This is a genomic window from Clostridium porci, from assembly GCF_009696375.1.
Lineage (GTDB): Bacteria > Bacillota > Clostridia > Lachnospirales > Lachnospiraceae > Enterocloster > Enterocloster porci.
This window is the reverse complement of record NZ_VUMD01000001.1, coordinates 263247-286463: the sequence shown is the minus strand read 5'-3', so window position 1 is coordinate 286463 and position 23217 is coordinate 263247. Positions and strand designations below refer to the sequence as shown.

At 47.9% G+C, this 23217-nt stretch carries 18 protein-coding genes; 3 read left to right on the top strand and 15 right to left on the bottom strand.

The annotated features are described in order from the left end of the window. Nucleotides 1-27: 27 nt before the first annotated feature. From FYJ39_RS01250 to FYJ39_RS01235, 5 genes are all read right to left on the bottom strand, one after another. The gene (locus FYJ39_RS01250) at nucleotides 28-2670 is read right to left on the bottom strand and encodes a valine--tRNA ligase (protein ID WP_154470650.1); all 2643 of its coding nucleotides are present in this window, start codon (nucleotides 2668-2670) and stop codon (nucleotides 28-30) included. 224 nt (nucleotides 2671-2894) lie between these two features. Then, nucleotides 2895-3029, bottom strand: a complete 135-nt coding sequence (locus FYJ39_RS21155; protein ID WP_268890638.1) for a hypothetical protein — start codon at nucleotides 3027-3029, stop codon at nucleotides 2895-2897. 123 nt (nucleotides 3030-3152) lie between these two features. Continuing rightward, on the bottom strand, nucleotides 3153-3965 hold the full coding sequence (locus tag FYJ39_RS01245; RefSeq protein ID WP_154470649.1) for a tetratricopeptide repeat protein: 813 nt from the start codon (nucleotides 3963-3965) through the stop codon (nucleotides 3153-3155). Next, nucleotides 3962-5185, bottom strand: a complete 1224-nt coding sequence (locus FYJ39_RS01240) for a DUF5716 family protein (protein ID WP_154470648.1) — start codon at nucleotides 5183-5185, stop codon at nucleotides 3962-3964. The genes FYJ39_RS01245 and FYJ39_RS01240 overlap by 4 nt, the downstream gene beginning before the upstream one ends. Before the next feature lie 19 nt (nucleotides 5186-5204). Further along, complete coding sequence (locus FYJ39_RS01235; protein WP_154470647.1) at nucleotides 5205-8801, bottom strand: DUF5717 family protein; 3597 nt, start codon at nucleotides 8799-8801, stop codon at nucleotides 5205-5207. Nucleotides 8802-8971: 170 nt separating this feature from the next. Here FYJ39_RS01235 and FYJ39_RS01230 point away from each other — a divergent pair, with 170 nt between their 5' ends. Together FYJ39_RS01230 and FYJ39_RS01225 are read left to right on the top strand one after the other, a co-directional pair. Then, nucleotides 8972-10123, top strand: a complete 1152-nt coding sequence (locus FYJ39_RS01230) for an NAD(P)-dependent malic enzyme (protein WP_154470646.1) — start codon at nucleotides 8972-8974, stop codon at nucleotides 10121-10123. A 58-nt stretch (nucleotides 10124-10181) separates the two neighbouring features. Next, nucleotides 10182-10700, top strand: a complete 519-nt coding sequence (locus FYJ39_RS01225) for a DUF4364 family protein (protein ID WP_154470645.1) — start codon at nucleotides 10182-10184, stop codon at nucleotides 10698-10700. A 390-nt stretch (nucleotides 10701-11090) separates the two neighbouring features. On the opposite strand, the gene yihA is transcribed toward FYJ39_RS01225, so the two are convergent. The 6 genes from yihA to FYJ39_RS01195 form a co-directional block, all read right to left on the bottom strand. Then, entirely contained in the window at nucleotides 11091-11702 is a 612-nt protein-coding gene (gene yihA / locus FYJ39_RS01220; protein WP_154470644.1) for a ribosome biogenesis GTP-binding protein YihA/YsxC, read from the bottom strand. An 11-nt stretch (nucleotides 11703-11713) separates the two neighbouring features. Further along, the gene (gene lon / locus FYJ39_RS01215) at nucleotides 11714-14041 is read right to left on the bottom strand and encodes an endopeptidase La (protein WP_154470643.1); all 2328 of its coding nucleotides are present in this window, start codon (nucleotides 14039-14041) and stop codon (nucleotides 11714-11716) included. A gap of 144 nt (nucleotides 14042-14185) precedes the next feature. Further along, a complete protein-coding gene (gene clpX, locus FYJ39_RS01210) occupies nucleotides 14186-15505 on the bottom strand; it encodes an ATP-dependent Clp protease ATP-binding subunit ClpX (protein WP_154470642.1) in 1320 nt (439 codons plus the stop codon). 51 nt (nucleotides 15506-15556) lie between these two features. Continuing rightward, the gene (clpP, locus tag FYJ39_RS01205; protein WP_154470641.1) at nucleotides 15557-16144 is read right to left on the bottom strand and encodes an ATP-dependent Clp endopeptidase proteolytic subunit ClpP; all 588 of its coding nucleotides are present in this window, start codon (nucleotides 16142-16144) and stop codon (nucleotides 15557-15559) included. 92 nt (nucleotides 16145-16236) lie between these two features. Then, nucleotides 16237-17523 carry a trigger factor gene (gene tig / locus FYJ39_RS01200; RefSeq protein WP_154470640.1) on the bottom strand — a complete coding sequence of 429 codons (1287 nt, stop codon included), beginning with the start codon at nucleotides 17521-17523 and terminating at the stop codon, nucleotides 16237-16239. 243 nt (nucleotides 17524-17766) lie between these two features. After that, a complete protein-coding gene (locus tag FYJ39_RS01195; protein WP_154470639.1) occupies nucleotides 17767-18321 on the bottom strand; it encodes a DJ-1 family glyoxalase III in 555 nt (184 codons plus the stop codon). A 243-nt stretch (nucleotides 18322-18564) separates the two neighbouring features. On the opposite strand from FYJ39_RS01195, the gene FYJ39_RS01190 reads away from it, so the two are divergent. Further along, nucleotides 18565-19053 (top strand): CYTH domain-containing protein, encoded by a 489-nt coding sequence (locus tag FYJ39_RS01190; protein WP_154470638.1) that lies wholly within the window; start codon nucleotides 18565-18567, stop codon nucleotides 19051-19053. Nucleotides 19054-19148: 95 nt separating this feature from the next. Here the strand turns inward: FYJ39_RS01190 and FYJ39_RS01185 are convergent, their stop codons facing one another. The 4 genes from FYJ39_RS01185 to FYJ39_RS01170 all read right to left on the bottom strand — a co-directional run bounded on the left by FYJ39_RS01185 (nucleotide 19149) and on the right by FYJ39_RS01170 (nucleotide 23191). Continuing rightward, complete coding sequence (locus FYJ39_RS01185) at nucleotides 19149-19388, bottom strand: hypothetical protein (RefSeq protein WP_154470637.1); 240 nt, start codon at nucleotides 19386-19388, stop codon at nucleotides 19149-19151. Between the two features lie 5 nt (nucleotides 19389-19393). Further along, the gene (locus tag FYJ39_RS01180) at nucleotides 19394-20392 is read right to left on the bottom strand and encodes a galactose/methyl galactoside ABC transporter permease MglC (RefSeq protein ID WP_154470636.1); all 999 of its coding nucleotides are present in this window, start codon (nucleotides 20390-20392) and stop codon (nucleotides 19394-19396) included. Between the two features lie 39 nt (nucleotides 20393-20431). Further along, entirely contained in the window at nucleotides 20432-21943 is a 1512-nt protein-coding gene (locus FYJ39_RS01175; RefSeq protein ID WP_154470635.1) for a sugar ABC transporter ATP-binding protein, read from the bottom strand. Between the two features lie 120 nt (nucleotides 21944-22063). Next, nucleotides 22064-23191 carry a galactose ABC transporter substrate-binding protein gene (locus FYJ39_RS01170; RefSeq protein ID WP_154470634.1) on the bottom strand — a complete coding sequence of 376 codons (1128 nt, stop codon included), beginning with the start codon at nucleotides 23189-23191 and terminating at the stop codon, nucleotides 22064-22066. Nucleotides 23192-23217 lie beyond the last annotated feature (26 nt).

The following is a 23217-nucleotide window of genomic DNA, read 5'->3' as shown; positions in this document are numbered from 1 at the left end:
CATTAGTAATATTTATCCAGGGCTGCTTTACTGCCGAAGCTGGGCCAGACGGGTTTTGACCTGCTCCATCATCCTGGTATATGCTTCAAGTTTGGCCTTTTCCTCCTGAATCTTTGCCTCTGGAGCTTTGCTGATAAATGCTTCATTTCCAAGCATAGCCTGAGAGCGCGCCAGCTCTCCCGTCAGACGCTTCTCTTCGGACTTAAGACGAAGAATTTCTTTTTCAATATCCACCAAATCAGCAAACGGCATATAGATAACGGCCTTAGGAAGCACAGCCGGAACAAAGTCCTCCCCAATCCCTTCCTTATCCTTTTGCAGAAAAACCTCGCTGGCATAGCCAAGAGATGCAAAGAAGCTTCTGCTTCGCTCAAATACGGAAAGGAGTTCTTCATCCTCCGACACCACATAAACCGCTGCCTTTCTGGAAGGCTGAACATTCATAGAGGTTCTCACATTGCGGATAGCCCTCACTGCTTCCTTTATGGTTTCCGTTGCCTGCTCCTCAGCCTCAAAGCTCCACTCCTCTCTGTACTGAGGCCACTGGGAAACCATAATGGTTTCTTCCTCCTCTTGAAGGTTGCAGAAAATTTCCTCTGTAAGAAACGGCATAAATGGATGAAGCAGCTTGAGGGCCTGAAGCAAAACGGTTTTTAAGGTCCAGATAGCGGCCTCCTTCGTAGCGTCTGCTTCATTGTACAGCCTTGGCTTTACCATTTCGATATACCAATCGCAAAATTCTTCCCAAATAAAGTCATACACCTTCTGAAGGGCGATTCCCAGCTCATACTTATCCAGATTCTCCGTCACCTCCCGGCTTAGAGAGTTAGCTCTGGACAAAATCCATTTGTCAGCCATAGTAAGGCTGTCCAACGTTGCGGCTGAGCCGCCGGAGGCCTTCTCTATGTTCATCAAAATAAAGCGGGAAGCGTTCCATACCTTATTGGCAAAGTTCCGGCTGTTTTCCACACGCTCCCAGTAAAAGCGCATATCATTGCCAGGCGCATTTCCAGTCATCAGCGTCATGCGAAGAGCATCTGCGCCGTACTTCTCGATTACCTCCAACGGATCGATTCCGTTGCCCAGAGACTTGCTCATCTTGCGTCCCTGGGAATCTCTTACCAGCCCATGAATCAGCACCGTATGAAAGGGAAGCCTCCCGGTCTGCTCCAGCCCTGAAAATACCATTCGGATTACCCAAAAGAAAATAATATCGTATCCGGTTACAAGGACGTCCGTAGGATAAAAGTATTCCAGTTCCTCTGTCTTAGACGGCCAGCCCAGGGTGGAAAAAGGCCAGAGCGCAGAGGAAAACCAGGTATCCAGGGTATCCTCATCCTGCTTTAAATGGCTTTGACCGCACTCAGGGCAGAGCCTAGGCGCTTCTTTGGCAATGGTTACGTGGCCGCAGTCCTGACAGTAGTAGGCAGGAATCCGATGCCCCCACCAAAGCTGACGGGAGATACACCAATCCCGGATGCCCTCCAGCCAGTGAAGATACGTCTTTCCAAAGCTTTCAGGAACAAATTGCAGCTTCCCGGTCTTGAAAGCCTCCACTGCCGGTTTTGCCATTTCCTCCATCTTCACAAACCACTGCTGCTTTACCATTGGCTCCACCGTAGTTTTGCAGCGATCATGGGTTCCTACATTGTGGGAATGCGGAACCACCTTAACAAGCAGCCCCTGCGCCTCTAAGTCAGCCACAATGGCCTTTCTGGCTTGGTAGCGATCCATGCCGTAATAGGGACCGGGTACGTTTATCGTAGCGTCATCATTTAAAATAACCGGCTCATCCAGTCCATGGCGCTTTCCTACCTCAAAATCGTTAGGGTCATGAGCAGGCGTGATTTTTACGCAGCCTGTTCCAAATTCTTTATCTACATAGGAGTCTGAAATAACCGGAATTTCCCGGTCTGTCAAAGGAAGCTTAAGCATTTTTCCGCTTAGATCCTGATACCGGTCATCCTCCGGATTTACTGCCACTGCCGTATCGCCCAGCATGGTCTCAGGCCGTGTTGTGGCAATCTCCACAAACCGTCCTTGCTCCCCTGCCACCGGATAATTAATATGCCAAAAGAAGCCTTCCTGCTCCACATGCTCTACCTCGGCATCGGAGATAGAGGTCTGACATACCGGACACCAGTTGATGATTCGGGAACCCTTGTAAATATAGCCCTTCTCATAAAGCTTTACAAACACCTCCAGCACCGCGTCTGAGCATCCCTCATCCATGGTAAAGCGTTCCCTGTCCCAGTCGGCGGAGGAACCCAGCTTATGAAGCTGCTTTACAATACGTGCGCCATATTCGTCTCTCCACTTCCAGCACTGATCCAAAAATCCTTCCCTGCCCAGATCCGCCTTATCAATCCCCTCCTTTTTCAGCTTATCAATTACCTTTACCTCAGTGGCAATGGCCGCATGATCGGTTCCTGGCTGCCACAGAGCCTCAAATCCCTGCATCCTTTTATATCGGATCAGAATATCCTGCATGGTATTATCCAGGGCATGTCCCATGTGAAGCTGGCCGGTAATATTAGGCGGGGGCATCACAATGGTAAAGGGCTTCTTACTCTTATTTACCTGTGCATGAAAATACTTCCCCTTTAGCCATTTCTCATATAGGCGGTTCTCAATTTCCGCCGGGTTGTAGGTCTTTTCAAGTTCCTTCATGTAGGCTCTCCTTTTCTCGTCTTTGCAATTATGTTTCCAATGAACGAAAAACACCCTCTGCCTGTCCGGTTAAGGACCTGCAAAGGGCGAATCATCCGCGGTACCACCTTTGTTCTGCCGAAGGCTCAGCCTGCCCCACCGCAAATACACAATCTGCAGTCACAGCGTTCCGGCAATCTCTCCGGCCTTTAACGGAGCCACCCGTGAAACAGCTACACAGAAAGTTAGAATGGCAGATCCATACTCTCCTTCCCTGCTCCGGTTCCGAAGCTACCTTCCACCAGCCTCATCCCAGGCAGCCTTTCAGCCTGCGGGCCGCCCTCTCTTTTGGTTCCCCTGATGTACTCCTCTTCTTCCATACCTTTTTCTATTGCTTATATATTTTATTATCATAAAGAGAATTTGCCATTTTGTCAAGGCAGCTCTCAAAAAATTTTCCTGCTATTTCTTTCACGCCTCCATGCTAAGGGTAAGCAAGCATCTCACACCATCATCCGGTATTCCTGCTTCCACCGCCTCACCAGCTCCGCTGCTCCGCTTAACCTCTTGATAGGATCCTTCTTAAAGAGCGCCCTCAAAGCCCGGACTTCCTCTGCCTGACCCGCCTCTAACGCAGCCGTATCCGCCTCATGTCTCCACTGTGCCTCCAGTTCCTGAGTAAAGAGGGAGCCATAGCGCTCCCTTACCTCCAGCTCTGGAGCAAACATAGTAAGAAAATAAATCCGTTTCAGCACATCTGGGCTTTTTTTCAGTTCATAGGCCTTGTCATAAGCCTGGAGCGCTTTATGAAACCGAAACATCATGGCATAGGAGGCTCCCAGATTATTATACACCGCCTCAAAAAAGGCATCGTCCACATAACGGTCACGTGGATATTCCAGGGCCTTCTCATACCGTCCGGCTGCCTTTCCAAACTGGCGCTGATTAAACAAATAATCAGCCAGCTCCTTGTCGTATTGAGCCGGATGAAGGGAGCGGATGGCAGACACGGCTGCCTTGAACTTCTGTATTTCCTTTTCACTGTAATAATCACACTCTGATAAAAGCAAAAGCAGCACATCCTCCGGCCTGCTGCCTGTCTCTATCAGCTTTTCCATACGTCCGGCCAGGCAATCCATCCCTAAATCCCTTCGAATAAATCCCAAGAGAAGCTCATCTACAAAATGATCCAGAACCAGTAAAGGATGATTGTAAATCACATAACAAAGCTCCTGAGAAGAATGGATGTAAATTCCCAGCACATCAATATAATATGGGTGTTTCACACACTCCTGCCTGCAAAGTATCAGACTCATAGATTTACCTCTTGACGGATCACCGCATCCGACGCTGGAAACAGTTCTCCAAATCCTTTATCCTTTATTACCATCACCATGGTTTCCTCATCTGTAAAGCCCATATTCATCTCAATTCTTGTGGTTCTGGAAGGACGCGCTGGAAAGCCCTTTAAAGGAATCCTTACCAACCTCTTTTTCTTGGAGTCAAGAGGTGTAATTGTAAATTCCACCTCGTTTTCGCCCTCCACAATAAAATCCATGGAGCTCCTGGACTCATACCAGCTGTCACCGTAGGACGCCACCACCAGCTGACCCTCTCTCCCCCGTTTCATTACCTTAAGAGATACCTCGGCCTTAAGCCGTCCCTCACAAATAAGAATGTAAGGATAAGAGGTTTTATCCTGAAGATAATCTGCTCCCTTGTAAGCGGCGCCCCTGGAGAAAAGGCAGGACTCTACAAATACCTTCCTTCGGTTGCACACCAGCTTCATAAAACCGGCCGCCCAGTCCTGACGCTCAAAGCCCTTTCCTGTCAGGAACACAGTGGAAAACAGCTTCCTGCTTAAAAGCTTCTCCGCGCAGGCGCTAAGTATCTTGTCAGCCAGCTTGCTGCCGGAGGGCGAATCTAGAATATCCAGATTAAATGCCTCCTCCTGATTCTGAGCCTCTGCTTGAACCATATTGCGCCGCATACCTCTTTGAACCTTCATCTCATAGTAGCAAAGCCGTTCTGAAGACAGTTCAAACAGCCCTACCTGATTGGTCCAGAGATCCTTTTTCTGACTGAGCACATAATAGACAAAGCTTTCCGTATGACTGATGACATGGACTCTCTCTCTGGGAATCTTAAGATAATCAGCGCAGTACATAAGAGTATCCAAAAGCTTTGCATCCACCTCCTGAATGGTAACTACCAGCTGCGACACAGCTTCAGAGTAAAACTCCTTCTTGGGATACTGAAGCAGTTTCTCTATAAACAGCTGAAGCAATGTCCTTCCTGTATAGCAGGTGCCTCCGATGGTGGAAGTGCCGTCCTTTAATACCATCTTTAAAAGCTTATCTACAATTACGCCTTCCCCAAGAAGGGTAGCGGCATATGCCTCCTCTCCTGTCAGCCAGGTCTCCTCATCTTTCCTGCGGCAGATAACCGTAGGAATCGTCCAGCATCGTTCCTCATCATAACAGCTGATCTGGGTATAATCATCATTCAGATCCAGACCAATGATCAGTCCGTCCATAGACAGCTCCTCCATTTAATCACTCAATAGGAAACAAGGCTCCAAGGACAGCCGACTTTTTCAGATATTCTTCCATCGCTGCAGCCAGCCTTTTGTCATCCTTGTTTTTTATCGCTGCTCCCATCTCATTCAGAAAAGCAAAACGGCTGTTTTCCTTGCCTTCCAGCTTATGGTCGCACTCCACAATACCCTCCGCCGCCAGTGTGCGGCTTTTTTCCTCCGGTCCGTCATATATCCGGTACTCCATGGTTTCCCCTTGAAAAAGCACCGTTTGTTTTACATAAATTCCCTGGTAGATCCGACGCAGATCCTCGCTGTGCCAGGTATCCTCCCCCGGCTCAATCTTTATCTGGAGTTCAGGCTGACGATCCTTTTTGCCCCGGTACTCTACCATAGCCTTATCCATAATATCTTCAGGTATGGGTATATGCTTTGACAGATCCCTGGTATAAGGAAACACCAGCCCTTCAGCCAAAAGGATACCCGTCATATTTTTACACAACTGTCTGTCTTCTTCACTCAGCTTATCCCTTGTAGAAAAATACAGGGTCAGCGCCAGAGTATAGATCGTAGGCATATCGTCCCTCCAGGAGCTTCCTCCCAGAGCCTGCTTCAGATATTCAAACACCCGGTCATCTACATCCTGACGCTCCAGAAAATACTGAATGCTCTTTTGGGTAAAGTAGGCCTTAACCACGCTCTCCCTGGCAGGCTTCCGCTTTATATACAAGTCAAAGACTGAATCCATCTGCTGGCAGCAGCCTGTAAACAGCATCTGGCCCAAAAGCCGTTCCTCCAGATCGTAGGTCTCTACATGATCCTTCACTCCCTGAATCAGCACCTCATACATCTGTGACACCGTTCCGTTGAAATGCTCACAGAGATAATCCAGGATAACACTATCATATATTCCTGCTCGAAAGACCCGGTAAGCAATATAAAGAAGCAGATCATCCTGATCAAAAAGCCGCTGGAGTATCATCCTGGCACATAGCTTCATAAGCCTGGCCGGCTGAATGTACTGGCTTCCATAATCCAGAATCATATGGTAAGCCTCCTGCATATGATTCTGGCTGATAAGGGTTTCACATATCTGCTGCCTCTGTCTTGCGCTCAGGGCCTTTTTATCGAGCTGTACCAGATAGGTGCAGCTAAACGCTCCCATGCCGTCCCTGTCTTCCGCCGCTTCCCTGCAATAATAATCCGTCACAGCCTGGAGGAGCTGGCGTTCAAATACAGAATTCAGTCTCATATGAAGCATGGTTTCCTCCAAAAGCTCCGCCTGGAGGTCATTTTCCACCCCCCGGCCCACTATGCGCCTGCATTCCTCAAGCTTAAGCATAGGATGATCCGGGTATACCTGATAGCACTGTTTTAAAAGATCTGGTTTATCCATAACCGGCATCTTTATGTGCTTTACATTCAGATAACGGTTTCCATAGGAATCTTGAAACAGAATTACAATCTGATCCGAAAACAGGGGAACATAGGCGGCCTGATCTTCTAAAAGGTAAGCCTCCTCCGCTTCCAGCTCCACATACCGTATGATTACGTATTTCATTCTAGGCTCCCCGCAGCGGATGCGGAAGGCTTTCAATATTCCGGGAAGGACTCTGGCCACAGGCTCGTCAATCATATCCTTGTAAATCATATGCTCATAGATCACTGCCATGCGGCTGTTAATCCTGTTCTTGAAAAGCTGCTCCATGGCAAATAGTTCCATGCTTCTAGTATAAGACTGATACAGCTTTGAGGAAGGATTCATATACAGGAGAATATTTCGGTAGAGAACGCTGCGGCTGCGGCTGTCCAAATCCTTATCATATGAAAAATACAAAAGCACCTCTTGGGGAAGCGAATGGGCGTAGTCCTCCGGAAGCGCATACAGAAAATACTCATAAAGCCTGGTAAGATTCACCCCTGCTTTCAGAGCCTTCTCGTACCATAAAAAGGCGCCCTTATTCTTCCTGTCTCCCTTTATAAGAATACTGCAAACTGCCTCCAGAAGCTCTTTCTCAGGATAAGACTCATAAAATCTCATCATCAAGCGCTCCAAAAGCCGTCTGTAATACTTCACCTCCAAAGCTAGCTTCGCAGCCTTAAGAGCTACTCTGAGGCTGGTAATGCCTTTTCGGATGCCCAGGTAAAGAAGCTGTATCTCAAAGTCTCCAAGATGGCTTAACAGTTCTGGATGCTCCTCTGTCAGCCGGGCTGCCGCCGCATACACGAAGGGACTGCTGCTTCCGTTTTGAAATAGCTTTTTTAAGGAATTATATGAATCCAAAGGATTTAAAGCCATGGTACCATCCAGCTTCATAAGCAGCAGAAGCAGATACGGCTGATTTCTCTGACCATCCTTCCATAGAAGGGTTCTAATATAACGGCACAGAGACTCCTTCTGCTCTCCTTCCCCATCTGTCAGCTTAAGCCTCAGATACTGATAAAAGCAGTATCGCTCCGGCTGCTCCTCCCTGTGGCTTAAAACAGAATCTCTGGCTTCGTCCAGGCACATAGCCGCATTTTCTTTTCTCCCGCCAAGCAATAAAAGATCTGCCTGTATGACGCGAATCCACGGTTCCTCAGGATAACCGGCCCGCAGCCGCTCCACCTCTTTCATCATCTGATGCACAAGCAGAGCCGGCTCACAGGCCCCGGCCTCATAATCCAGCCTCAAAGACAAGCAGCTTACAAGGCTTCTCCTGTCTATCTGCTTATCCGCGTCAGTTTCCACGTCCTTTGCAGACGTGCCTTCTCCCTCCGCTTCTATCTCAATGGTAAACTCCTGACGCAGGGAGCGAAGTTTAATCCTCCCAAAATTTCTGCCCCTGTGAAGCTGCTTAGGCAGTATACGGTAAATCACACAGCTTTTACTGTTTACAAAATCCCGATCTGTCATCTCCTTCGACTTAAGCTCAATGAAAGAAGCGTCTGTCTGAATCTCCACAGCCACATATCCCCAGCCACTGGCTGTAATGTCAATGGAATCCTCCACAGTCGTCACAAGCTTTTCATATACCCGTCCCCTGGTATCTACAGTCAGCTCCACCGGCTCCTTCACCTGTAAAGCCACCAGAAACTCCTCCAAAAGATTCCTTCTTCCTATCCTGCCCTTAAGCCCCTCATAGATGGTACGTATCCGGGCATCCTGCATAAAAGGCGCCTCGGTAAAATCCTGATACTCAAACATTCTAAGGGCTGTATTAAACTCCCTCCTGGCCAGATTTCCAAAGTCCCTGGGTGTCTTAAGCTGTCCCAGAACTTCCCCGGAATTACCCGTCTGAACCTGCAAAGAATAAGGAATCTCCCTCTCACCCCCATTGGTGATCAGATAAAAAGATCCCTCAATTATGTCGCCATGCTCAGAAAACTTGCTGTTGACTTCATATACAATTCGGTTTCTCAGACCGCCAAAGGCGCTGTTCACAACCTGCACACGCTCATGGCTGGAGTAGGCCAGCCCTTTTATATGCAGATTATTCACGCTGCTTACCACTATCTCACCACGGATGACCTCTCCCGCCTGAACCACTGCCTCCAACCGTTCCGGTTTCAGCACAAGCTTCGGCGTCTCACTGTCGATAATCCCTCTGGCCAGACGGTTAATCCGTTCCCTCATAGTACCACCTGTATCTTTATCCTTTTGTGTATCAGTGCCTGACACTTACGTTACATAATAACACATTTTAGCTTGATTTAAAAGTGCAAAATTGTTATGATAGAGGAAAATATACATAGGATGATTTTACTATTCACAAATATATCTGCAAATAAAGGATGGAATGAAAAATGACAACCAGCGAAAAAGCGTTAATGCTGCACGAAGCATGGAAAGGAAAGGTTGAAACAGTCTCCAAGGCCAGGGTAGCCTCCAGAGAGGATCTGGCTCTGGCTTACACTCCGGGAGTAGCAGAACCCTGCAGGGCGATCGCTCAGGATCCGGAAGCTGTCTATAAGTATACGATTAAATCCAACACTATCGCAATAGTATCCGATGGCAGCGCTGTGCTGGGGCTTGGAAACATAGGGCCGCTGGCAGCTATGCCTGTTATGGAAGGAAAGGCTGTTCTGTTTAAGGAATTTGGCGGCGTTAATGCATTTCCCATCTGCCTGGACACCCAGGATACCGGAGAAATCATCGAAACAATCGTGCGAATCGCTCCTGCTTTCGGCGGCGTTAATCTGGAGGATATCTCGGCTCCCCGTTGCTTTGAGATCGAGGAGGCTCTGAAAAAGCGCCTGAATATTCCTGTTTTCCACGATGACCAGCACGGAACGGCCATCGTAGTACTGGCAGGGATTATCAACAGCCTGAAAGTAACAAGCAGGAAAAGGGAGGACTGCCGGGTAGTTGTAAACGGCGCAGGCTCTGCAGGCGTCGCTATCACAAAGCTCCTTCTCACCTACGGCTTTTCTAACATTACCATGTGCGACAAGGCTGGTATCCTTTATAAGGGGGCTGAGGGCCTTAACTGGATGCAGGAAGCAATGATGGATGTGACAAACCTGGAGCGTAAATCCGGTGCTTTGGCAGACGCTATGAAAGGGGCTGACATTTTCATCGGCGTCTCAGCTCCCGGTATTGTATCCCAGGAGATGGTGGCATCTATGAAAAAGGACTCTATCCTGTTCGCAATGGCGAACCCGGTTCCTGAAATTATGCCGGAGCTTGCTAAGGCAGCTGGAGCCCGTGTAGTGGGAACCGGCCGCTCTGACTTTCCCAATCAGGTAAACAACGTATTGGTATTTCCCGGAATCTTTAAGGGAGCTTTGGAAGGGCGTGCCGCTGCCATAACCGAGAAGATGAAGCTGGCCGCTGCCCAGGCCATTGCCGGACTTGTGGCAGATAACGAGTTAAATGAGGATAACATCCTTCCTGAAGCCTTTGATCCCCGTGTAGCGGATGTGGTAAGCAGAGCCGTAAAGGATCATATAGTTTAAAGTACAATGTGACCGGGGTGCTTCCCGGCTTTAAATAACCGGATGGAGAGTGTTTTATATGCTGACTGAACCAATGACCCTTTATAAGTTGATGAATCTTTATATGCTAAAGCAGGTGAATTTTCCCCTTACCAACGCGCAGCTTACGAATTTCTTTACGGAGCATGAATACACGACTTATTTTACCCTCCAGCAGGCCTTAAACGAGCTGGAGGACGCAGGGCTGGTACACAAGGAAGCCAGCCATAACTCCACCCGCTATGACATTACAAGGGAAGGAGAAGAAACCCTTAATTTTTTTGGAAAAAACATATCCCAGGCCATTGTAGAGGATATGGACAAGTATTTGAAGGAAAACAAATTTCGTCTCAGGGAAGAAGTAGGCACCACCGCCGATTTCTATAAAGGAACCAATCAGGACTACATTGTCCACTGTGAGGTTCGGGAGAACAAGACCACGCTTATCCGTCTGGATCTGTCTGTTCCTGACAGGGAACAGGCGGAATCCATGTGCAGCTCTTGGAAGGATAAAAGCCAGGAGATTTATTCTTATGTGATGCGCAGCCTTTTATCCTGACAGACAGTCTTCTTCCATTCAGCCTCAGTCCGATGCCAGACAGCGCAAAACCGCCTGTCCCTTGCGATATCACATGCCACGGCCCAGCGGATTGCTAATTAGATGTAATTAAGCGAACTGCTCATCCTTCTAAAGCAATTAGAAATGACGTAGTAAGTGCAATTAACCGCAAACCTGTACTACGTCATTTCGGAGTGTTACCATTTAAAAACTGCATTTAAATTATCTGAAACTGTCAATATATACTTTGTCTCTGCAATGCAACCGCCTTTCCAGCTGCACCCACTGCGGCAACAACGGGATCGATTCATTTTGTCAATTTTTGTCTTGAGTTCCCACAAACAGTGATTGAAACATGAATCGCTTATCCTAAAGTACCAAGCTGCCGTTTTAGGGGGAAAATGTTTCCCCTGCCGTCTCTCCCAGATTCTTCTCAATCAAATCCCATATTTCATCTCTGCCCTGCTTGGTCTCAGCAGAAAAAGGAATGATCATGCCCTCCTTCTCCATTCCCAGCCCATGACGAATCACCTTCACAGCTTTTTGCACCTGGCTGCGGTTAATCTTGTCCAGCTTGGTTGCGATGATAACCGGATGATATCCATTATAGATAATCCACTCGTACATCAGCTTATCATTGCCGGATGGCTCATGCCGGATATCAACAAGAAGAAATACCATTTTCAGCATAGTGGATCTTCTCAGATACCGCTCAATCATCTTCCCCCATTTCTCCTTGACCTCCAGGGAGACCTTGGCATAGCCGTAGCCCGGCAGATCCACATAATAGAGACTTCCGTTTATATTGTAAAAATTAATGGTCTGGGTCTTACCCGGAGCAGAGGAGGTCCTGGCATAGGACTTCCGGTTCATCAGTGCGTTGATCAATGAGGATTTTCCTACATTGGACTTGCCTGAAAACGCAAACTCCGGCAATACATTCTCCGGCAGCCTGCTGGTGACTCCGCACACAGTTTCCAACTTTACATCTTTGATAATCATCCTGCACTCCTTTATGTCCCGTCTTCCGGAACCAATGCTTCTCTTAACACATCCGCCATCGTATTCACTTGAACAATCGACAGTCCCTTTGTAATTTCAGCTGAAAGCTCCTCTATATCCGGCCGGTTCTTATCCGGTACCAGCACCTTTTCAATATGTGCCATCTTGGCAGCCAAAATCTTCTCCTTCAGGCCTCCGATGGGAAGCACCCGGCCTCTTAAGGTAATCTCTCCTGTCATTGCTACCTTAGCAAGAACAGGCTTCTCAGTGACTGCGGATAGCATAGCCGTAGCCATGGTAATACCAGCAGAAGGGCCATCCTTTGGTACTGCCCCCTCCGGAATATGAATATGAAGATCGTGCTTTTCAAAATAATCATCATCTATGCCATAGAGGGGGCACACCGAGCGGACATAGCTGAGGGCTGTCTGGGCCGACTCCTTCATCACATCTCCAAGCTGCCCGGTCAGCAGGAGCTTTCCCTTCCCAGGCATTACATTTACCTCGATCTGCAGGGTATCTCCTCCTACGCTGGTCCAGGCCAGGCCACGTACGATTCCTATCTGATCCTCTTCGTTGGCATTCGCAAAGGTTATCTTCTCTTTTCCCAGGTATTTTTCCAGATTGTTCTCCGTTATCTTAATGGAGCGTTTCTCATCCTCAAGAAACTTTCTTGCTGCCTTTCTGCATATATCCCCAATCCGACGCTCCAGATTGCGGACTCCCGCCTCCCTGGTATAATTATGGATGATTTTCTCCAGGCTTTTGTCAGAAAAGGAAAGCTGTCCGGTCTTTAAACCGTTTTTCTCCAGCTGCTTACCTACCAGATAGTCTTTTGCGATATGGAGCTTTTCATTCTCCGTATAGCTGTTCACTTCAATCAGCTCCATTCGATCCAACAAAGGCCCTGGTATGGTCTGTGTGGTATTGGCAGTAGCGATAAACAGCACCTGAGACAAATCAATGGGAACCTCTACATAGTGATCCCTGAACTTTACATTCTGCTCCCCATCCAGTACCTCCAGAAGGGCCGAGAAAGCATCTCCCTTGTAATCACTGCTGACCTTGTCTATCTCATCCAGCAGCATCAGAGGATTGCTGACTCCGGCCTGTCTCATGCCCTCTGCAATACGGCCGGGCATGGCTCCCACATAGGTCTTTCTGTGTCCCCGAATCTCAGCCTCGTCCCGAACGCCGCCAAGGCTGATCCGCACATACTTTTTATTCAGCGCTCGGGCTACAGAACGGGCGATGGAGGTCTTTCCTGTTCCCGGCGGGCCTACCAGACAGATAATCGGGCTGACTCCCTTCTTCGTCAGCGCCCGCACAGCAAGATATTCCAAAATTCTTTCCTTCACCTGCTCAAGGCCATAGTGGTCCTCATTCAAAATTGTTTCAGCATGCTTGATATCATCATTATCCTTGGAGCACTTTCTCCAGGGAAGTTCCAGAAGAATCTCAATATAGGTACGCAGCACATTGGCCTCCTGACTCCCGGATGGCATGGTAGAAAACCGCTTAATTTCCTTCTTAAGCTTCTCCTTTACCTCCTTGTCTGCCTTTGCAGCCTCCAAGCGCTTTAAATATTCGTCCGAATCCGACAGAGGATTGTCCTCCCCCAGCTCCTGACGTATTACCTTCATCTGCTCCCGAAGAACGTATTCCTTCTGATTCTGATCAATATCCGCCTTTACCTTCTCCTGAAATTCTTTCTTGATCCTGTATATCTCCATCTCAGCCAGAAGGGTATGCATCACCACCTCATACTTGACAGATAAGGAGCTGCTCTCCAGAACAGTCTGGCGGATGGTATAATCCCATGGAAGCTGTATGGATACCTGATCCAAGATCTCACTTAGACTGCCTACTGTCATCAGATTGGGAAGAATTTCCTTCGTAATCTTAGGATTTACGCCTCCATACTCTTCCAGCTTATCCTTTACAATTCGCAGCATTGCTTCCTGGGTCAGATGATCCAAATTCTCCTCATCCAATTCCAGAGAGCCGATTTCTCCGACAAGGGCCGGTTCCTCTTCAGATAGTCTGAGCAGCTCCCCCCGTTCCAACCCCTCCACCAGTACACGGACTACCTTTCCTGGGAGCTTGACCAGCTGTTTTACAACTGCGATTGTCCCCACCTGATACAGATCAGAAAGCTCAGGCTCCACAATTTCCGGCTGGCGCTGGGACACCAAGAACAGCTTTTGTTCTCCCATCATTGCCTGCTCTACCGCAGCCACTGATTTCTGCCGGTTTACATCAAAGTGCAGAATCATTCCCGGAAGCACCGTAAGTCCTCTTAGGGCCACCACCGGTATCGTTATCACTTGTTCACCCATACTTAAACTTCACCTCTTGTATTTCAAAACATTCAAAGGGCCGCTGCAAAACAGGTGCCGGACGTGTTAAGGCCGAAACGTCCGGGGCATATCTGGTTGGCAGCAGCCCTGTGTTTTCTCTAAATTGTCACTGAAAGATGCCGCTTATGCAATCTCTCCTGTTTTTCCCTCCCCGCGCAGGCGGTCAGCAAGGGGCTTCCGGGCAGACGCAGGAGGCATATCGCGGTATACCAGCTCCGGCGTTCCGGTTCCTCTCACCACATCCCCGGTAATGGTGCAGATTCCGATGGTATCATCCGAGGGAATCTCATACATCAAATCCATCATCACAGACTCCAAAATAGAGCGGAGTCCTCTGGCACCAATCTTACGGTCAACTGCCCGCTTTGCGATTTCCTCCAAGGCGTCCTTAGTAAACTCCAGCTTTACATTGTCCAGTTCAAACAGCTTCTGGTACTGCTTGCTGAGGGCATTCTTGGGCTCGGAGAGAATCCGCACCATAGCTTCTCCCGTCAGCGACTGCAAAGAAACCATAACAGGCACACGTCCGATAAATTCAGGAATCAGTCCGAATTTGGTTAAATCCTTTGGCTCAACCTTCCTTAAAAGCTCATCAATATCCAGATCGTTTTTGTTGGATACCTCTGCGTTAAAGCCAATGGAGCCTGCGCCAATTCTCTGCTCCACAATTTTTTCCAGCCCGTCAAAGGCGCCGCCGCAGATAAACAGGATATTGGTAGTGTCTATCTGAAGCAGCTCCTGATGGGGATGCTTCCTCCCTCCCTGAGGAGGAACGCTTGCAACCGTTCCCTCCAGTATCTTAAGGAGAGCCTGCTGCACTCCCTCCCCCGATACATCCCTGGTAATAGAAACATTTTCAGACTTCTTTGTAATTTTGTCAATCTCATCAATATATATAATGCCATACTCCGCACGGGCAATGTCATAATCAGCCGCCTGGATTAGCTTCAGCAAAATGTTCTCCACATCCTCGCCTACATAGCCTGCCTCCGTCAATGCCGTAGCGTCCGCAATCGCGAAAGGCACGTTAAGAATCTTAGCCAGCGTCTGGGCCAGATATGTCTTGCCTGAGCCTGTGGGACCTAACATAAGGATATTGCTCTTTTGCACATCCACATCCATGGTCTGCAGGGAGGTTACTCTCTTATAGTGATTATAGACTGCCACTGACAGCACTTTCTTTGCCTCATCCTGGCCTATGATGTATTCGTCAAGAAATGCCTTAATCTCCTTCGGCTTCAGCAGACGGATGTCCTGAACAGAAGGTGACGGCTCATCCTCCTGCCCCTCCAGCTCCTCCTCCAAAATCTCTGAACAAAGCTCTATACACTCATCACAGATATATACATTGTTGTTGCCTGCACCGGCAATCATCTTCCGTACCTGTTCCTGGGTCCTTCCGCAAAAGGAGCAGCGAATCGTGTCATCTGGTCTCATTGGCATAATATACCTAACCTTTCATATCCTTACTTATCTATCTTATGAAGCAGTTCCCTAGTGATGTGTTAGAATATCATCAATCAGTCCGTATTCCTTTGCCTCAGCTGCAGACATGTAATTGTCCCTCTCCGTATCCCTCTCAATCTGCTCCAAAGGCCGTCCTGTATTGGCTGCCAGAATCTCATTCAGCTTCTGCCTGGTCTTTAAAATATTCTCAGCTACAATCTTAATCTCCGTAGCCTGCCCCTTGGCTCCTCCAGAGGGCTGGTGAATCATGATTTCCGCATTGGGCAGCGCAAAGCGCTTGCCCTTAGTTCCTCCTGAAAGGAGAAACGCTCCCATGCTGGCTGCCATGCCAATGCAGATAGTTGACACATCACACTTGATATATTTCATCGTGTCATAAATCGCAAAGCCTGCCGAAACAGAACCCCCTGGGCTGTTAATATACAAATTGATATCCTTTCCCGGGTCCTCAGATTCCAGAAACAAAAGCTGTGCCACAATAAGGCTTGCAGACACGTCATTTACATCTTCTCCCAGAAAAATGATTCTTTCTTTTAAAAGTCTGGAGTAGATATCGTAAGACCGCTCTCCGCGGCTGGTCTGCTCAATGACGTAAGGTACTAAGCTCATATCCATATCCTCCTGTTCAATGTTGGATTCTTTTATAGCAGCCAGGGAGATCCACAGCAGGTTTCACCGGCCTAAGAATCCCCCCTGTCATTTGTGCTTTACACCAGCTTGGACTCTGCTACCAGGAAATCAACCGCCTCCTGAACAGCTAGATCCTCCTTTATCTGGTTTCTTTCCTTTTCTGTCATATACTCTTTTAACTTATCAGCCTCCATCTGGTATGCGGCCGCCATCTTAGCCAATTCTTCCTCCACTTTCTCGTCAGAGGCCTGAATATTCTCTGCCTTAACCACTTCTTCCAATACCAATCTAGTCTGAATCCGTTTAAGAGCCTGGGGCTTCATCTGCTCTCTCATGGTTTCCATTGTCATGCCCGTGTACTTCATGTACATATCCATGGAAAGGCCCTGGCTCTGCATACGGCGGGCTGTCTCCTGAATCATATTGTCGATCTGGCCGTCAATCATCCTCTCAGGAATTTCCATCGCAGCATTAGCCACCACCTTATCAAGCACTCGGTTCTCATTCTCTGTGGCAGCTTCCTTTTGCTTTCTCTCAGCGATCTTTGCCTCAATGTCCTTCTTGTACTCCTCCAGTGTATCAAAGTCAGACACTTCCTCCGCAAACTCGTCATTGAGCTCCGGCAGCTCCTTAACCTTGATCTCCTTAACAGTTACCTTAAACATAGCCGGCTTTCCGGCCAGACCAGGAGCATGGTACTCCTTAGGGAAGGTCACGTTTACCTCGCACTCCTCACCGATCTGTTTGCCAATAAGCTGCTCCTCAAAGGTATCAATAAAGGAATGAGATCCGATGGTCAGCCCGTAATCCTCCGCTTTTCCACCGTCAAATCCCTTGCCGTCAACAAATCCCTCGAAGTCAATTACCGTCTGGTCGCCGTTAGCAACTGGTCTGTCCTCTACGGTGATCAATCTGGCATTCTGCTCCTGTACTCTCTTAAGCTCAGCCTCCACATCCTCAGCACTTACAGAAGCGTCGGCTCTCTCAACCTCAATGCCCTTGTACTCACCCAGAACAACCTCCGGCCTTACGGCTACAAGAGCAGTATAAACAAATGGCTTGTCTTTTCCGATCTGCTCGATGGAAACCTCCGGTCTGGAAACGATCTCCAGTCCGCTCTCATTCATAGCTGCCATGCAGGTTTCATTAATGGCCTCGTCCGCAGCATCCTCAAAGAAAATGCCCTCGCCATACATCTTCTCAATCATAGCCTGAGGCGCTTTGCCCTTACGGAAGCCTGGAATACTGAACTTATTTTTGTTCTTATTGAAGGCCTTTTTCACAGCATCCTGAAACTGCTCCGCGCTTACTTCTATCGTCAGTTTGGCCATGTTCTTTTCTAATTTTTCTACTTGTACACTCATTTTTACGGGTTCCTCCTTAAAATATATGTGATTCGCCCATAACCATGAGGGCGGTACACTTCAATGTACCATTATAGCATGCACATTTTAAAAACACCAGCATTTTTTCAGATTTTCATCTGACAGGCCTTATAACCCGGATTTTCAAGCTGCAAAAAGGCCAGGACTCCCTGTAGTAAAGAAGTTTGGCCTTTTTTGCGCAAATCACAGCTGGGATGGAGGCAGGCTCTTAGAGTGACAGCATCACCCCTGATTATATTGAATTGACGAAGCTATGTTCTGAGCCTGCTGAGGCCCCTGAAGAAGGCGGATTAATTCAATGCCAAGGGCTAGAGCATATCCCAGGCCCCTGGCCGTGGTAATGTTGCCGTCTGTGATAACACCCTGGCTGGTACAGGAAGCGCCTTTCAGCTGATCCTCAAAGCCAGGATAGCAGGTAGCAGTTCTGCCCTTTAATAGTCCCAGGAAGCCAAGAATACTAGGAGCCGCACAGATAGCCGCCACTCTTCTTCCCTGTCTGTTGGCCTTCTCAACGGCAGCTGTTAATTCCCCGCATGCCTTTAAATTTTCTGTTCCCGGCATGCCGCCAGGCAAAAACAGCAGGTCAGCCTTATCCATATTTATCTCACCGAGCAGGGCGTCAGCCTTTAGCCTGATTCCATGGGAGCCCGTAATTTCCTTTGTCCCTGTAACGGAGACCATTGTGACATCAATCCCGGAGCGGCGGAGCACATCCACTACAGCAAGACACTCCACTTCCTCCAGTCCTTCCGCTAAAAACGCATAAACCTTTGCCATGATTTTCTCCCTTTCTTACCTTTTGAATATGTCCGAACATTGGATGGACCTGTCCTATTTTGGTTCCGGCGCCCCGGCAGAACCAGTCAATATTCAGCTTTCTCTAAGCGTACTGCGCTTATTTTAACATTTAAGTCTTTTCCTGAAAAGTGATAAATGGTATGATAATAAAATGGAAAACATAAAGATCCTTAGTAAAATCTGCTAATTGCATTATGTATACATGAATCGGAGGACACTCATATGGAAATTGAACGGAAATTCCTGATAAAACAAATGCCCGAAGGCTATGAGGCCTTTCCCTGCCGTCATATTGAGCAGGCGTACCTGTGCACCCGCCCTGTAGTGCGCGTCCGCAGGCAGGATGAGGAATATTACCTGACCTATAAGGGCGAAGGCCTTTTGTCCAGGGAAGAATACAACCTGCCCTTGGATCAACAGGCTTATTACCATCTTCTGGATAAAGCAGACGGCAGAATATTGACAAAAACCAGATATCTTCTGCCTGCAGAGGGATACGGATCGCTTGTGATTGAACTGGACGTTTTTGAAGGAGCTTATCAGGGCCTTATGTTGGCTGAAGTAGAATTTTCTTCGGAGGAAGAGGCTATGGCTTTTATACCACCTGAATGGTTTGGAGATGATGTTACTTTTTCGGGAGAATATCAAAACAGCCGGCTGGCTTGCGGCAATGGAGGGATTGGAGCAGCTTCACAGCAGTTTCCTTTGTAACATAGGAATCAGCAAAAAAGCACCCTGCTGTCAGGCCCAAATGGTTCTATGCCTGACAGCAGGGTATACAGCTTATGTTCAATTTGTCTGCAAAATTACTTTCCTTTTATCATTCCCAGAATAATAACCAGTACAAGCAGGGTGCATAGGCAGCCTATGATCCTATCCATGGTTCTGACCGATACATGAATATGCTCATACAGGCGCTCTTTCAGGGGAAGCTTGTTAAGCAGCTGTCTTTCCTCTTCCAGACTGCGCATTTCTTCCTCCGGCTGCTCCACAGCTCTTTTATAAGGCTTATTCTCCGGTACGGCAGCTTCCTTCTCCTTATCCATAAGCATCACTTCTTTGCTATATATTTCCGAATATCCAGAGCGATCGCTACCACAATAACAATGCCTTGGGCTATGTACTGATAGTTGGTGTCAACTCCTAAGTATTGGAGGCAGGTTTTCAGTATTTCGAACACCAATACACCAATTAATACGCCGGATATGCGGCCAATACCACCGTTTACAGATACGCCGCCGATGGTGCAGGCTGCAATGGCCTCCAGCTCCCAGCCCTGGCCCATATTAACAGAAGATCCTCCTGACTTTGCTCCCACTAAAAATCCGCCCAGGGCATAAAGAGCTGCCGCTGTGATATAGATAGCAATTTTAGTTCTCTTGGTGTTAACGCCGGACACCTCTGCAGCCTGCTCATTGCCGCCGATAGCGTACATATATTTTCCATGAGGGGTTTTATTATATACAAACCACATCACAATTCCTACAATCAAAGCAATGATAAACAGATATGGAATCACTCCAAACAGCTTTCCCTTTGCCACTTCTGTATAAGCGGCACGATAGCCGCCGATTGGAGTAGCGTCTGTGTAAACAAGGCATACCCCGTATACGATCAGCTGCATACCCAGCGTACCAATGAAGGCAGGAACCTGAAGGAAGGAAACCACAAGGCCATTAATGAGTCCGAACAGGCCGCAGATTACAACACAGATTACAAGCACAGCAAATACCCACCAGATACCAAAGTCAGGCAGGTTAGGCCAAAACTTGCCGCTGAAGTCAGGCTTCTGCAAAAGAGTACCTGCAATACATGCGGCAAGGCCAACCATACGGCCTGCGGAAAGATCCGTACCCTTTGTAATCAAGCAGCCTGAAACGCCGCAGGCAATGATGAATCGGGGAGCCACGTTCAAAGCAATATTGATCGCGTTGCCCGGTGAAAAGAATGTGGACTGAAGAATACCGGTTATAATAGCCAATATCACCAGCACCAGGATAATACCATTATTAATAAGAAAATCTGTTATATTAAATTTTTTAGCTGTCATGACTTAAACCTCCTGTTTGAAATCCTTTGTTGCCTTACCCTAGATGAACTGAGTTGCGTAGGCCATAATCTTCTCCTGGGTTGCTTCCTCATCTTCTACCTCTCCTGTAATATGTCCGTTGCACATAACGATAATCCGATTCGACATACCAATCAGCTCAGGCATTTCAGATGAAATCATAATAATGGATTTTCCTTGCTTTACAAGATCAATCATGATCTGGTAAATTTCATATTTGGCTCCTACATCAATACCTCTAGTAGGCTCATCCATAATCAGTATATCAGGATTGTTGGCAAGCCATCTGGCTATAATAACCTTCTGCTGGTTACCGCCCGACAAGGATCGTATCAGAGTCTTGCCGCTTGGCGTCTTGATGCTTAATTTTGAAATGCTGTCCTTTACAACCGCATCCACTTCTTTTTTATTAATCTTGCCAAAATGGGTATAGTTCTTATAAGATGCAATCGCTGTATTATCATCAATACTCAGGCAGCCTAAAATACCGGTTCCCCGCCTGTCCTCTGTGATCATCCCCACAGAGTCATTAATGGCATCACGGGGCTGCTTAATGACGCGCTTTTTGCCAAGGATTTCTATCTCCCCGCTGGCTATATGGCGCATGCCGAAGATTGCCTCCATAAGCTCTGTCCTCTGGGCGCCTACCAGTCCGCCAAAGCCCAGAATCTCTCCCCGCTTCAGTTCAAAGGAGCAGTCCTGGAAGGAACGTTCATGAATACTGCAAAGCTTCGTTACCTTAAGCACAGTTTCATCCGTTCTGTAGTCACCCTTGGGGGGATATACGTTGGTCAGCTCACGGCCAACCATCTGCTTTACAATCTCATCATCCGAAATATCCTTTATTTTCCAGGAGCCTACATAGGTGCCGTCACGCATGATTGTAATGTCATCTGCAATCTGGCGGATCTCCGCCATCTTATGGCTGATGTATATCATGGAAACGCCTCTGGACTTTAAGTCCCTTATAATTCTGAAAAGGGCTTCCACCTCATTATCAGTCAGTGAGGAGGTCGGCTCGTCCAGAATCACCAGCCTGGCATTCTGGCTGACTGCCTTTGCAATCTCCACTGACTGCATCTGTCCGATTGATAATGTTCCCAGCTTTGCCTTGGGATTGAAATTCATTTTTACATCCTTCAGCCATTTTTCGGCCTCACTGTTCATGGCCTTGTGGTTTACCATTTTAAAGGGGCCAAAACCCTTCACCGGGTATCTGCCCAGATACATATTTTCCGCTATGGAACGTTCGGGTATGGGCTGTAGCTCCTGATGAACCATCGCCAGCCCCTTATGAAGGGCTTCATCTGGATTGGTGATGTCCACCTTTGTTCCATCGATAAAGATCTGTCCTTCATCCATTTTATAGATACCGAAAAGGCATTTCATAAGCGTTGATTTGCCTGCTCCGTTCTCGCCCATCAGAGCATGAACGGTTCCGGGACGTACTTTCAAGTTGATTCCATCCAGTGCCTTTACGCCGGGGAAGGTTTTGCTGACCCCTACCATTTCCAGTCTGTACTGCTCTGCCATCCCGTTACTCCTTTCAAATGCTTTCTTCTAAAATACGCTTCCGCTCCCTGTCAATTTCCTTCTTTAAAAAACCGGGCGTGCCCACCGACACCCCCGGTTTCAATCACTAGCTGCTTAAAGTTACTTTAACTGATCCAGAATCTGCTGAGCGTTGTCTTTGGTAACTTTGATATAATCTACCATATTAACCGGCTCTACAGCCTCGCCGCTTAAGTATTTAACAGCCAGATCCGCAGCCATCTTAGCCTGTGTAAAGTGGTCGTTAAATACAGTGCCGGTCTGCTTGCCATCCAGTACGTTCTGTACCGCCTCTGTCAGGGCGTCAACGCCTACCAGGTAAACATCTTCATTCACCTTGCGTCCAGCTGCCTCGATTGCCTGTAATGCACCAAGAGCCATAGCGTCATTATTGCAGAAGATAACCTCAATCTTGTCTCCATACTGGTTCAAAGCATCCTGGGCAATCTGCTGAGCCTTGGCCTGATCCCAGTCGCCGCGCTGCTTTAACAGCTCCTCAACCTCTACACCAGCATCGGTTAAAGCCTTAACAGAGAACTCGGTTCTGTACTGTGCGTCAACATTCTCAGGATCACCCTGAATCATGATGTAGGAAACCTTCCCATCGCCGTTAATGTCTCCCTTATTAGAGGTTTCAAGAATTTCTTCACCCTGATATGTACCGGACTGTCTTGCGTCGCAGCCTACATAGGTAGCCTGAATCTTCTCGCTTGCCCATCTTTCTTCCTCCGCAACATCCGGCTCACGGTTAATGTATACAACCGGAATTCCGGCTTCCTTGCACATATCCGTAATCTCTGGAGCAGAGGAGGCCTGTACCAGATTCAGAATCAGAACATCATACTTCTGGGTAATAAAGTTCTGGATCTGATTGGTCTGTTCAGCCTGATCGCCCTTACCGTCCTGAATAACAACATTCTCCTTCTTAAATCCAAGCTCCTCAGTCAGATATCTCTCTAATTCTGTTCTGTAAAGGGTCATAAAGTTGTCATCGAACTTGTAAATGCTGATGCCCACCTTCTTGTCAGAAACATCCACTGTAGCTCCTGAAACCGCAGCCACCTCTGAAGCTGCCGCTTCCGCTGCCTCTGTTGCAGCCTCGCTAGCTGCCTCTGTTGCGGCCTCAGTGGCTGCCGCAGTTGTCTCTGCCGGTTTGCTGCCGCAGCCTGCCATAGACATAACCATCATAGATGCCACTGCAATAGCTGCTGCCTTCTTAACTAATCTCATGCTGTAAAATCCTCCCTTGCTTATAA